Below are 14,229 nucleotides of genomic sequence, written 5' to 3'. Positions count from 1 at the left end.
AAAAATTCGGATAAAAACCAAAAAACATCGATTAAATGTAAAATTTAACAAAAAACTATGTAAAAGAAAGTTTAACGAAATTAAGTATTAATTTCTTGTACACAAACAATTTAATCGTTATTTTTGCACCCATTTTTAACAAATAAAATAATTTTATATGAATCATTATGAAACTGTTTTCATCTTAAATCCCGTTTTATCTGAAGATCAGGTAAAGGAAACAGTTAAGAAATTTGAAGATTTTCTTGTTTCTCGCGGTGCTAAGATGATATCCAAAGAGGATTGGGGCTTAAAAAAATTAGCTTACCCAATTCAACACAAAAAAAGTGGTTTTTATCACTTATTCGAATTCACCGCTCCCGGTGAAGTTATTACAACTTTTGAGTTGGAATTTAGACGTGACGAGCGTATTATGCGTTATTTAACGGTTAAATTAGATAAACACGCCATTGCATGGGCAGAGAAAAGAAGAGCTAAACTAAATCAAAAAGCGTAATTATGTCATCTATAGAACAACAAGCAAAAGCAAAAAAGGACGGAGAAATTAGATATCTTACGCCTTTAAATATTGATACTTCAAAAACTAAAAAGTACTGTCGTTTTAAAAGATCGGGTATTAAATACATCGACTATAAAGATGCCGATTTTTTATTAAGCTTTGTAAATGAGCAAGGAAAACTTTTACCTCGTCGTTTAACAGGTACGTCGCTTAAATATCAAAGAAAAGTATCGGTAGCTGTAAAAAGAGCACGTCACCTGGCTTTAATGCCTTATGTAGCAGATTTATTAAAATAAAATATCATAACAAATGGAACTTATATTAAAACAAGACGTTGAAAATTTAGGATTTAAAGACGATATTGTAACAGTTAAGAACGGTTATGGTAGAAACTATTTAATACCTCAGGGTTATGCTGTTCTTGCAACAGCTTCTGCCAAGAAAGTCTTAGCAGAAAACCTAAAGCAAAGAGCCTATAAAGAAGCTAAAATTGTTGAAGAGGCCAAAACTGTGGCTACAGCTTTACAAGCTTTAGAAATTAAAATCCCTGCCAAAGCCGGTGCCGGAGATAAATTATTCGGTTCTGTAAGCAATATTGATTTGGCTGATGTTTTACAAAAAGAAGGACAAACCATCGATAAAAAATACATCAATGTTGTAGGCGGAAGTGTTAAACGCTTAGGCAAATACAACGCCGTAATTAGATTACACCGTGATGTAACTATTGATTTACCTTTTGAGGTTGTAGCAGAAGCTTAATTAAAATTCTAAATATAAAAACCGTTTAGTCATACTAAGCGGTTTTTTTATTTCTATAATATTTGAACAAATTTTTTTGACATTGAAATACGCCCGACTTACAAAAGAACAGTTTGAAGAAATGCACCAGGAATTCATCAATTTTCTGGCCGCTCAGTCTATCACTTCTTCAGAATGGGAGCAAATCAAAAAAGAACAGTCCCAAGTAGCCGAACAGGAACTGGATGTATTTAGCGATCTTATCTGGCAAGGTGTGCTACAAAAAGTAATTTATTTGGAAAACATCTCAAAACAACAAATGTTTTTGTTTAAGTGCGAAGAGAAATTAATGCGGGTGATTGTGATTCAAATTGAAAATGAATTGGTTGACATTACAACCAAAGTAGGCTATCAGTGGCTTCAAAGCAATTTAATGCAAGATAGCGTTAAGTTTTTGAATGGCACCAAACCTTACACAACCGATCCGTTGCAGGATAAATTTCAACTTATTCAACAAGGCGCTGTTATAACCAAAGGCGAATTATTTCAGTATTTCGAAAAATTATTGAAGTAACAATATTGTAGTTAATTGCCGAAAAATTTCTAGCGAACACGAAGAATTATTGATTTTTAAATTTACGATATTAGATATACGATATTAGATATACGATATTAGATATACGATATTAGATATACGATATTAGATATACGATATTAGATATTTGTACGTCCCTGATATAGGTTGAAAATTATGGTCAATACATAGAACTAATTGTCCCCTTGAGGGGACTTTAGGGGTGTAAAACCTACTTAACAAAAATTTGAAAAATTAATATTAAAAACGGTCAACTCTATTCAGGGAAGTTCAATTCGATATTAGATATACGATATAAGAATTAGTGATGAGTTTGAAGTTGAGAGTACGGAGTTTGATTTAACATAATTATTGAAATTACTCGCTTGTTGCGAACAGGCGTGCACGTATGCTATAAATTTAATTCGTGTTAATTCGTAGCACAAGCGAAGCAAATTAGTGTCAACTGTCCTACTCATAACGCAAAGACTCAATAGGATCTAATTTTGATGCTTTAATCGCCGGAAACAACCCCGAAATAATAGCCACAATAAAAGTCACCGACACCGCCCAAATAATGGCTGTCCATGGCAATCCAAACTGAAGGTCAAATCCCAGTGCTATTCCCATTGCCATGAGTGTACCTAAGATAATCCCTGTTAATCCGCCTATCTGACTAATCATTAAAGTTTCCATTAAAAATTGTTGTGCAATGGTTTTACGTTTGGCACCTAAGGCTTTTCGTACGCCAATTTCTCGGGTTCTTTCAGTAACAGACACCAACATAATATTCATAAGTGCAATAGTAGAACCAAAAATTGTAATAGCACTGATTATAACTGAAGCCACATACAAATAATCTGTGATACTGCCAACACGATTGATTAAGTCATCACTGCGTTCTAATCCAAAGTTGTTATCGTCTAATGGTGTTAGGCCTCTAATATTTCTAAAGACAGCAATGGCTTCGTCTTGTGCGCCTTCCAGCATTTCCTTTTTCTCCACTTTTACATTAATGGCGTAATTGATATTAGGACTGGTAAAAATGGAACGCGCTTTTTGAAGCGGAATTAAAACCCGAAAATCCTGATTATTGCCAAAAGTGGCGCCTTTTGATTTTAAAACACCAACAACTGTAAACTTGTTGCCGCGCACACTAATGACTTTACCAACGGGATTGACATCATCCAAAATGGCCTTTTTTAAGTCGCTACCAATAACACAAACATTATTATTGTTATCGATATCAAAGAAGTTTAACTGCCGGCCATCTTCAATTTCTAATCCTGAATTGTTGATAAAATGCTCGTTAATTCCCAAAACAGACACTTCCGGATCTGTTTTTTTATTTTCAAATTTAACTTCGGCACTATTGGTTCCAAAAAAAGATACCGATGTTTTTGACCCGGGATAACTAAACTGCTCCTCAAAATCTTTTACATTGGTATAACTTATTATCGGATTTACCTTGTCTTGCCCTCTTCCGGAGCGCTGTGCCGTAAATTCATAACGTTGAATATTAAAGGTGTTGGCACCCATAGAACTAAAATCGCTACTTATGGTATTTTCTAAGGCAGATACCAAACCCAAAATGCCAACAAGTGCTGTGATACCAATGGCGATGATAAATACAGTAAGCGCAGTTCTTAATTTTTGACTTTTAATAGAGCCTGAAGCAATTTTGACATTTTCTCTAAATAAGGCAAACATAAATTTTCGAGTATAGAAGTTGTTTTACAGTAAGACTATTAAATAACCATAAAGTTACTATAAAAGTAAAATAACTTCGCAGGGACTCTTAAAATTGTAATATTTTTGTGGTGAATTGATTGAATAACCATAGATGGATTCTTTCTTTCTAAGGAGGAATACCAACTTTAAAACTGAGATTCCCGCTTTCGCGGGAAGTAAACATGGCACAAAAACCAAGTATACCAAAAGGCACAAGAGATTTTACTCCTCAAGAAGTTAGTAAGAGACAATATATTATCAATACTATTAAAGGACAATTCGAATTATTTGGATTTCAACCTATTGAAACACCAAGTTTTGAAAATTCAGAAACCTTAATGGGGAAATATGGTGATGAAGGCGACAGATTGATTTTTAAAATTTTGAATTCTGGAGAATATTTGTCTAAGGTCGATAACGGTATTTATCAGAAAAAAGACGAAGTTAAACTTACTCCCTTAATTTCCGAAAAAGCCCTGCGCTACGATCTTACGGTTCCTTTTGCGCGTTATGTGGTGCAACACCAAAATGAAATTGACTTTCCGTTTAAGCGCTATCAAATTCAGCCGGTTTGGAGAGCCGACAGGCCACAGAAAGGCAGATTTAGAGAGTTTTATCAATGCGATGCCGATGTGGTTGGTTCTGATAGTTTGTGGCAGGAGGTTGAGTTTATTCAGCTTTACGATGCTGTATTTACCCAACTAAAACTTAAAGGCGTTACTTTAAAAGTTAATAATAGAAAGATACTTTCGGGTATAGCCGAAGTGATTGGTGCCAAAGATAAATTAATCGATTTTACCGTTGCTCTTGATAAATTAGACAAAATAGGAGAGGAGAAGGTTAAAGAAGAAATGCTTTCCAAAGGAATTTCTGCGTTAGGTATTCAAATGCTTGAACCACTCTTTAATTTATCGGGTGATTTTGGTAGTCAAATTCGCAAGTTAAAAGAAATTCTAGGTAAGTCTTCCGAAGGTCTTAAGGGAATTGAAGAACTGGACTTCATCAATAATGCTATTTCTAAACTGGGTTTGCAGACGGCAACATTGAAGCTTGATGTGACGCTGGCACGCGGACTTAATTATTACACAGGTGCTATTTTTGAAGTAGCCGCGCCAGAAGGTGTTGATATGGGTTCAATTGGCGGTGGTGGCAGATACGATGATCTAACAGGAATCTTTGGGTTAAATAACGTAAGTGGTGTTGGTATTAGCTTTGGTTTAGACCGTATTTATTTGGTTTTGGAAACCTTAAACTTATTTCCTGAAACCGTTACAGGCGCAACAAAAGTGCTGTTTATAAACTTTGGTGAAACCGAAGCCATGCATTGTTTAGAATTGATTCAGGCATTGAGAGCCGAAAATATCAAAACCGAATTATATCCTGATGCTGGGAAAATGAAAAAGCAAATGACCTTTGCCAATAAACGCAACATACCCTATGTTGTTATGGTTGGTGAAGCCGAAATACAATCTCGAATCTACACTCTAAAAAATATGGCTTCAGGAGAACAACAACAGTTAAGCCGATTAGAAATCATCGAGCTGTTAAAATAAAAAAATCCCACCATTTGGCAAGATTTTTTTAGGTTAAGAAAAAACAGATTAATCTATCAATACCTTTTTTGATACCAAACCGCTTGCGGTATTAATTTTGATAATGTAGGTGCCACTACTTAAATTCTTAACTTCATATTCAGAATAAGGACTAACTGAAATATTGTTAATAGTTGTAACTGTTTGCCCGATTAAGTTTAATAATATCATTGATTTTATCTCAATCAAGGTGAGATTGATTAAAATAATACTTTCGTTAGCATTAGCATAGACAGCGTTTAATGATTTAAATTCATCATCACCAACCGACAGTGCTGCATATTCCTGATTGAATAAAATTTCAAATCTGTTAAGGTGCTCACCTGCCATAGAATGAAACTCGTATGGGTTTTCGTTTAAATTATGATAATAATCCAAGTCTTTATCATGTATATAAACCGTAATATCTGCCGGGACGTTTTCAAGTACATTAATGCTGATTACGTTCATGCCTGCATTGGCCAATTTGATGCCAACAGGATATCTTACAAATTCATCCAACACATCACTTCCTTGAATTACGTAGTTCTCGTCTTCAATTAGCCAATACATGTCGTCTATTTGTGTTTCATTCAGAACTGCATCGTATCCCCAATCTGCAGCAGCTGTAGCTTTTTCATCAATAGTTAATAAAAGTTGACGTTGAATGTCGTTAACCGATTTTAAACCGAATCTGAATTTCATTCTAGGGTCGGTTTCGTTTTGACCAATTCTGTAATAATTCTCGATAAAAGATTCCCAAAAGACTGAGTTTCCTGATAGACTACCATCGTCTTTTTCAAAAATTCGCTGACCATTATTAAAGTTAATAGTACCACCTGAATTTGCTGCCTTCACAAAGAATCCTTGGCCTACAGGGATATGTTTTCTGGGTGTTTTTCTTGGAACACCACCCATGCCAAAGTCAGGATGATAGGCACCATGACTGGCACTGGGTGTGCCACCGGATAAATTATAAGTTGCGTAACCGCCTCGGAATTCTTGAGAATTATGCGAACCACCTCCCCAATGTTCCCAAAAAAAGAGCGTACCATTGATCGCACCGGTACCTCCCAGTGTTGGTGTATTTTCAAGTATAAACACATCTGCATCTATGGCCGACGGATATGGATTACCCACCAAATAGTCACTTTCCGGCGCCATGATAAGCGCAATATTTCCATTGTTAGGTTTACCGCTAAACACATAGTTTTGACTCTCATTGAAAGTTCCCGTCCCTGGACCTTTCATTGTAAAGCCTTCGCCTGCTAAAATTGAACCGGTACTTCTTACATGAGACCATGCAGCATACTGCCCGGAAGATAAACTTGCATATTTCCAAATCCAGAAATCGGCTATCCCAACAGGAGAAGCAGTTCCGTTAAAGCTGTTTGAAATAAAATTGACATTTTGTATGACATTCGGAAGTCTGTAGCTGTTGTTGTTAGTGGTGGTGTTTCTTGTTCCTACGGGTGATGACCAATAATTATAGGTAAACATATCGGCAGTGCCTTGTTGTTCGCGCTCTAGTCTGCCAGAACTCTTCACATCGAAATCGCTGCCAAGTGTTTGTATTAATTGCGATTCACCTTCAAGATCTAGCACCCCATCTAATTTTAAATAGTGTGTAATGGTAAGGGCGTTACCCGTTTGAGTATGATTTTCGCCTTCAATGGTTAAGGTATTAGTCCCAACCTCCAGACTTAATAAACATAAGTTGTTCTTTTTTCCGGATGGTAAGAACGAGTTATCCATTGAGATATGGTGATTGATGGTTACGATATTCCAGTCGATGGTTATTTGTGGATCCACAATAGAGGCAGAACCCGGTATGTATTGAACATTTCCATTGTACCATGAGTTGTTATCGTTCCAGTGACCATTATTGGAGGATTGGTAAGGCAAAGGAGCGGTTTGCTCAACGATTGATGATAGATTTGCAAGGATGCCATCTCTTCCATAGCCAGATTCATCTTTTAGAGTGGTGTGAATGAAAGTTGACATTGGATAGTAACCTTCAAGTTTTTGCCAAGGAATACTTTGTAGGTCGTTTTTGGATAACGAATAATTTAGACTTTCAAAATATGCGCCATTAACAAAACCATCCTTTTCAAGGATTTCCTGATTCATTATAAATCTAAGCTGCCGTTCGCTTAGTGCAGCACTCCAAATTCTTATTTCATCTATATCGCCTTTAAAAAAATTTGTAGGTGGAGTAGCACCTGCAGCGCCTACCATAAAATTACTTTCGGTGGCAAGGGGCAGACTTAAGCGAGATGTTTTATCAAGAACTCCATCTATATATAAACTAAGAGTTTCGTCTTTATAAACAACTGACACCTGATGCCATTGGTTTACAGGAATAACAGTATTTGAGGTGATCGATTGGGTTGCTTCATTTTTCCATGTCATCTCCAATTGCCCGTTATGATTGATTTTTAGATCATAACCTTCGGTAAAGGCCATATCTCTTTTCGATAGAATTGATGTGTTTTCTGAATTTGATCCTCTTTTTATCCATAGAGAAATGGTAAATTCCGAGATGTCAAGATTAAATTGATTTCCCATATCAATCAAATCAGAAACACCATTAAAATTAACAGCCCCTGAATTAACAACTGCCGAAGTTCTTTCGTAGGTGGTATTTGCTGTGATAAGATTAGTGCGATTTGTTATTAGAACTTCTGTTATACGTTTATTATAAACCTTATTTATGAGTGGATATTCTGAAGGAGTTTTGCTTATTAAATTTTGAGCGCTGTCAATATTATTACTTACAAGCAGGGCATAATCAGGGATACTTATTAGTAGTAACAGCGATAAAAAGCAAAACGCTTTAATAGCATTAAAGATAGCAAATATCATAGTTAGGTTAATTAATAGCTTGGGACTAATTAATGACACAAACTTAATATAAATATCCATGAAATGCAAATAAAATCGATAAAGTGTAATTTTGGAAACGTATTTTAAAAATTTGGTCATTTCAAAAAGCACTTGAAAACGATGGAATGCATAAATCATGAAGAAGTTTACGCTTCTGCCTATAACCCTCGGTTTAAGTACTTGGAAGGTTTGGAATGAAAATATCAATTAGGTTGACTATTCAAGCAGACAACCAGGCGAACTAGGAATGAAACCGAATTATATTTTTATAAGATTTCTATTCGCTCGTTCCTCGCTCTGTCAAAATGACAAAGAATGTTTTTAAGTATATATAACCCACGGTTTAAACCGTGGGTTTGAAAAATTAGCAGGACGTAGCCATAAAATAAAAACCCACGAATCTTTCGTGGGTTTTTAAAAGCCTTCTTAGTTCTGTATAATTATTTTATTGTTTAATAATGACTTTTTTACTCATTATTTCGCCGTCTCTATCCTGAGCTTTCACAACATAAACGCCCTCAGATAGATCATCTACCGGAATTAGAATTTCTCTGTTGTTCAGCACTTCAAACTGTGTCCAGGTTCTAACCGTTTGCCCTAAGGTATTGATTAATTCTACCTTATTTACATTATAACTGTTAGACCAGTTGATGTAAATTTGTTTAGAATCGAACAGATAATACAACAAGTTTTGCGTACTATTGACTTCCTCATTGGTTAAAGTTCTCTCTGAGGTAAATGTGATAAAGAATCTGTCAAAATAATCACCGGCTTCCAGGTATGTCGTAAAATTTGCCTCATTGATAAGCGTATAAGTATCGAGCAACGCATCAAAAACATATACAGAAATTTCGTTATCAAAATTCTCTAATTCATTCAAGTTTATTTCAATTTTACCGCTAATGGCCAAATCAATACCCACCGGATACATACTAGCTTCATTAAAGTCGCCGACACCTTGAATCGCATATTTTTCATCATTAATCAGCCAAGATATATCACTAGGATAATTATCGCGGTTTTTGGCATCATAACCATAATTTACATCGTCGTTTGCAAGATTATTTGGAACAAATCCTAGTAAAAGTGGCTTTATAGCACCTTCAGGAGATTTGAATCGAAGTCGAACTCTTTTAACAGCATCTTCTGCATTGTTCTCTACATTTCCAGCCGGTCTGAAGAAGATAGAACCATTTCCACCTGCTACAGATCCTTCTCTTTTACCTATTCTTTGGCTGTTTTTAAAGGTAACAAGTCCACCAGTTGAAGAGCTATTAACAAAAAATCCTTGTCCGACAGGCACATATCTTTCAGGCTTTGTTGTCCCGTTACCGCCTATGATTTCAACACCGTCTGAGGTTATTGGTGGTCTAGTGGACTCTAATCCACCTGAGAGATTATACACTGCATAACCTCCCTGATAATCTCTTAGGATATGCGTGCTGTTCCCTGCGAAATGTTCCCAAAATAATAGGGCTCCGTCTGCCAGAACACCTTCGTTATCTCTTATAAATTCATCTGCATCTATGGCTGACGGGTAAGGATTTCCTAAAAGGATTTGGTTAGGTACACCACCAACTGATGCTCCTAAATTATTGGTTATTCTGCCATTGTTAGGTTTGCCAATAAATACATAGTTCTGTACTGCTGTCCCATCAAAAGTGGCTACATCATAGCCATTACCACTTCCTTTCATGGTAAAACCTAAACCAATACTAAGCTCAGATCCCAGATTTAATCGATCCCATTCAGAGTAGGTGTTTCCAACCGCATCAAAATAGGCGTAAAGCCATCTGGTACTTACTTGTGTAGGATCACCACCTGCAGCAGTGTTGCTATTTACCCAGTTTATTAATCTGTTTATAGGCTCATCAACAGTTGTTGTACCATCTCTTAACACACCACCAATACTAAAGCTGTTTAATCCTGTTTGAACCGGCGAACCCCAATAATTATAATTAAAAGGATTGGTGGTTCCTTGTTGATCGCGTTCTAAAATACCGATACTGTTGTCATCAAAAATACTTTCGTGGAATTGTGTAGGTGTATAGCGTTTTTGAATTAATTGCGATTCGCCAACTAAATCTATTTTACCATCTAATTTTAAGTAATGCGTTACCCAAAGCATTTGGCCATTATTGGTTTCGTCAAAGGGTGCTGTTGAATTTTGTATGCTTAGTTCATTATTGTCTACCAATAAACCTAAAACAGTGATGTCTTTATCCCCGGAACTGATGTTATGAGCCGTTCTAACAATATTCCAGTCTATTGCTGCACCATTAATGCCATTGCCGTTAGGTATATCCCAATAAATAGGATTCGACCAGGTATTAACATTAGTCCAAACACCGTCACTTCCTGAGGTATAAGGTATCGGTGCACTTCTTACGAGCTGACTTGTAATATTTTTTAATTTACCTCTTATATTGTTGCCTAAAGTAGAATTTAAGTAACCACAACTAACATTAGCTACGTCCATTTTGTAATAACCAATCAAATTGTTCCACGATAAATTAGGAATATCTAAAGGCACAGTAGCACCCTGCACATTACCTGGTGTTGTTGGGCTTTCTGTAATTTGTTGGTTCATCATCAGGCGTAATTGCTCTGTAGTAAGGGTGGTATTCCAAATTCTAACCTCGTCAATCCACCCATTAAAGTGATTTTCGGATTCTGTATGAGTGCTGGAATTATCCATAGCACCTAAAAGAGCTCTATTGTTATTATTTCCGGGTGCAGTTCCACCGGCAGAATTGATAAGCACACCGTCTACATAGAGCACATACTGATTATTTGAATTATTGTAGGTGATTCCTAAATGGTACCATCTGTTGTTGTCAATTTTATATGGTAATGAAGAAATTCTCCCATTAGCGGAAGCATTTCTGTATTTAAAAACAACTTCACCCGAATTTTCGACTGTTAAATCGTAACCTATACCATTATTTGGTGCGTTACCGTCTCTTTTTGATAGTACGGTTTGTGATCCGGCTAAAGATTCTAATTTAACCCAGGTCTCAACACTAAAATTATTATTTAACTGATAGTCATTAGTTCCAAATTCTACATAATCATCAGCACCATCAAAATCTACCTGATTACAATTTTCAATAACAACTTCTATTGAATCGCTGCAGCCATCAACGGTCCACGTTAGGGTGTATGTTCCTTCCTCTGCTGTAAATTGTGCATTTGGATCGTTAGGATCTGAAAATGCACCATCACCACATGTATTACCACTCACAAATTCCCATGTCCATTCACCTGCAATGTCGCCCGGTGGTATTGTACCGGGATTGTCGCAGTCAATGCAATCAACAGGTAGTGTATAAGATCCTTTTAAGGCATTTTGGGTTGCAGTTAATCTATTGTCATAGGCATTAAGTTGCACCACGTTTTGACCGCAATCACCTCCTATGAGTTCAATATTTTCACCGGCGTTTGAATAAGAAATTCTTACCGTTACCAAATTAGTTCCTTCTCCGTCATAAGTTCTGCAACCATTAATTAAAGTGGTTACACCATATTCATGAATTCCAGGTGTTGTAGGGGTTATGGTAAATGCCTGGTTAGTTTCTCCTGCATAAATAGGATCTTCTATTGGATCACCAATGCCATCAGTCAACTCTATTTCGGTTTCTTGGAAAATAGTGGAATTTACAGTCATGTTATCCAATGCCCAGGCACTATTGTCCGTAGTACCTGAAAAGGTCCATCTAATTCTAACTTGAGTTAAATCTAAGGAATCGTCATCAAGATATGATTGTAGTGAAATTGATGTATTGTCTTCTGTAAAATTATAGAAAGTTGGTGTAGAATTTAAATAATCGTCGGGATCACCATCTTCCCACCAGTTAATGGCAGGTTGTCCAGGCTGATGCAATATGTATAAAGTCTCATACGTTGCACCACCGTCAAAAGATATCTCAATTATAGCCAAGTCTCCAACAGCTAAATTATAGGCCTGATCAAAATCTACCGAGGCTGTTACAGCGTTTGATAGATCGGTTATTGGGCTCTCTAACGTGGTTGGATCCGGGCCTTTGTAATCTTTGTCATTATAATTGCCATAAGCAATACCAAATTTACCATCACCACGATAAATAATGTTGCCATTTTCTTGATTGTTATTTGTTGTACCTGACCAATTTTTAGGTTTTTTGGAACTACCTCCGGCTGTCCAACCACCTACCTTCCCGTCAACAAGCCATGATCTTGGATCGTTGGTGTTGAGCTGACCTACATTAAAATCACCATTTTCATAAGCAATGGTTGTATTTTCGTCTATGGTGACTATCTGACTGGTTGCTAAAATTCTTACCTCTTCTCCGAGACAGTATAAATTATCTTCATCTAAAAGTTCTACTGTTGGCGGCTCACCTGATGGCAAGGCTCTAACAAAAATCTGGCTTGAAGATGTGGCACAAGAGCCATTTTGAACAATAGCTCTATAGTAGGTAGACACCAAAGCACCCGGAGCAAAGGTTGCTGTGTAGGATGTTAGACCTGCTGTTCCGGGAATTTCCACCCAAACATTTTCGTTAACCGCAAATCGTTCCCACCTTGCAATGGTTCCTGATTGATTTGTTAAACTCATGGCAACCACAACTTCTAAATTACATGCACCAATATCGACTTGACTATTAAAGACGTTGCCATCATAGGTAGCGGTCAAGGCACCACCATCAACCGGAAGTGGATTTAATATGATTTCCTGTGATTGAAAAGATGTATTACCATTGCTGTCGGTAAATTCCCAAATAATAGTCTGGGTGCCGGTAAAGATAAATGGAAACTCAAAATCATCTTCTAAAGTACCTGGAATCCATACGTTATCGCAAAAATCGAAGGCGGTTGGAATAGTTAAATCGTCATAGCCACTTATTTGGCAGCCATCAAGTGTTAAAAGCGCGATTGAAGTTGGTGGGACCGGTGCTTCGTCAATAATAGTAATTAGCTGACGTACAGGTGCGGTTGAGTTGCCGGCGCTATCTGTGAAAATCCAGAATATTTCATAGATTCCGGGACTATCTAATGTTAAATCAGAGCTCGTAGTACCTGTAATAATACCTTCGCAACTATCGGTAGTGGTGGGAGGTGTAACAATTAATGAACAATCTTCTACAATATCAGTTAAGGTTGGGGTAACCGGTGGAGTGGTGTCTCTAACGCTTATGTTTTGTATTTGAGTTCTGGTATTGCCACTTGTGTCTGTGGCTGTCCAGGTTCTTGTTAGTGTGTACTCAAAAGGGCTGGCACCATTAGTTCTTGTTTCATTAAAAGAAACTATAGCAGTACCACAGTTATCAGAGGCAGTAAGCGTTACAGGGGCCGGTATTGCATCACATTCTACTGTGATATTGGCTTGGGGTAATGGCAGAACGAAAGTTGGATTTTCATTGTCAGTTACCGTAACGGTCATAGAATCGGTAGCCGTTAAATTAGCAGCATCGGTAACAGTATAAGTGATGGTAGTTGTACCAATCGGGAAGGTATAAGTACCAACCTGACCGGAACCACTGTCTGTAACAGCACCGGACATGGTCCATGCAATAGAACTTCCTGTACAGTTATCACCAAAAGTAGCATTTGTGATGGCTACGGCGACAGTACAGTTTCCAGTGCCGTCAGCTGAAGTAGTTGTTACCACATCTGCAGCAGCGGTGACTGTTGGATTTTCATTGTCAGTTACCGTTACGGTCATCGAATCGGTAGCTGTTAAATTAGCACCGTCGGTAACGGTATAAGTGATGGTAGTTGTACCAATCGGGAAGGTATAAGTACCAACCTGACCGGAACCACTGTCAGTAACGGCACCGGACATAGTCCATGCAATAGAACTTCCTGTACAGTTATCACCAAAAGTAGCATTTGTTATGGCTACAGCGACAGTACAGTTTCCAGTGCCGTCAGCTGAGGTAGTTGTTACCACATCTGCAGCAGCGGTGACTGTTGGATTTTCGTTATCAGTTACCGTTACGGTCATCGAATCGGTAGCTGTTAAATTAGCACCGTCGGTAACGGTATAAGTGATGGTAGTTGTACCAATCGGGAAGGTATAAGTACCAACCTGACCGGAACCACTGTCAGTAACGGCACCGGACATAGTCCATGCAATAGAACTTCCGGTACAGTTATCACCAAAAGAGGCGTTTGTTATGGCTACGGCGACAGTACAGTTTCCAGTGCCGTCAGCTGAAGTAGTTGTTACCACATCTGCAGCAGCGGTG

The 14,229-nt window shown here is 37.4% G+C and carries 8 protein-coding genes; 5 read left to right on the top strand and 3 right to left on the bottom strand.

What is annotated here, in order from left to right; translation table 11 throughout:
* Positions 1-157 precede the first annotated feature (157 nt).
* The 4 genes from rpsF to FJ651_RS06220 all read left to right on the top strand — a co-directional run bounded on the left by rpsF (position 158) and on the right by FJ651_RS06220 (position 1,811).
* Positions 158-496, top strand: coding sequence for a 30S ribosomal protein S6 (gene rpsF / locus FJ651_RS06235; RefSeq protein WP_140989619.1), 339 nt, complete (start codon positions 158-160; stop codon positions 494-496).
* A 2-nt stretch (positions 497-498) separates the two neighbouring features.
* Positions 499-795 (top strand): 30S ribosomal protein S18, encoded by a 297-nt coding sequence (gene rpsR / locus FJ651_RS06230; protein ID WP_140989618.1) that lies wholly within the window; start codon positions 499-501, stop codon positions 793-795.
* A 13-nt stretch (positions 796-808) separates the two neighbouring features.
* The gene (rplI, locus tag FJ651_RS06225; RefSeq protein ID WP_140989617.1) at positions 809-1,258 is read left to right on the top strand and encodes a 50S ribosomal protein L9; all 450 of its coding nucleotides are present in this window, start codon (positions 809-811) and stop codon (positions 1,256-1,258) included.
* Between the two features lie 82 nt (positions 1,259-1,340).
* Positions 1,341-1,811, top strand: coding sequence for a DUF6495 family protein (locus tag FJ651_RS06220; RefSeq protein WP_140989616.1), 471 nt, complete (start codon positions 1,341-1,343; stop codon positions 1,809-1,811).
* 471 nt (positions 1,812-2,282) lie between these two features.
* On the opposite strand, the gene FJ651_RS06215 is transcribed toward FJ651_RS06220, so the two are convergent.
* On the bottom strand, positions 2,283-3,521 hold the full coding sequence (locus tag FJ651_RS06215) for an ABC transporter permease (RefSeq protein ID WP_140989615.1): 1,239 nt from the start codon (positions 3,519-3,521) through the stop codon (positions 2,283-2,285).
* A 203-nt stretch (positions 3,522-3,724) separates the two neighbouring features.
* On the opposite strand from FJ651_RS06215, the gene hisS reads away from it, so the two are divergent.
* The gene (gene hisS / locus FJ651_RS06210) at positions 3,725-5,095 is read left to right on the top strand and encodes a histidine--tRNA ligase (protein ID WP_140989614.1); all 1,371 of its coding nucleotides are present in this window, start codon (positions 3,725-3,727) and stop codon (positions 5,093-5,095) included.
* Positions 5,096-5,143: 48 nt separating this feature from the next.
* Here the strand turns inward: hisS and FJ651_RS06205 are convergent, their stop codons facing one another.
* Positions 5,144-7,978: a LamG-like jellyroll fold domain-containing protein gene (locus FJ651_RS06205; protein WP_216746093.1), complete on the bottom strand. Its 2,835-nt coding sequence runs from the start codon at positions 7,976-7,978 to the stop codon at positions 5,144-5,146.
* Between the two features lie 466 nt (positions 7,979-8,444).
* Positions 8,445-14,229: LamG-like jellyroll fold domain-containing protein (locus FJ651_RS06200; protein ID WP_140989612.1), on the bottom strand; the 5,785-nt coding region annotated here is incomplete at its 5' end.

The sequence above is a fragment of the Paucihalobacter ruber genome (genome assembly GCF_006494535.1).
GTDB lineage: Bacteria > Bacteroidota > Bacteroidia > Flavobacteriales > Flavobacteriaceae > Paucihalobacter > Paucihalobacter ruber.
Note: the sequence above shows the minus strand (reverse complement) of the source record. Positions and strands in the feature narration are given on the sequence as shown.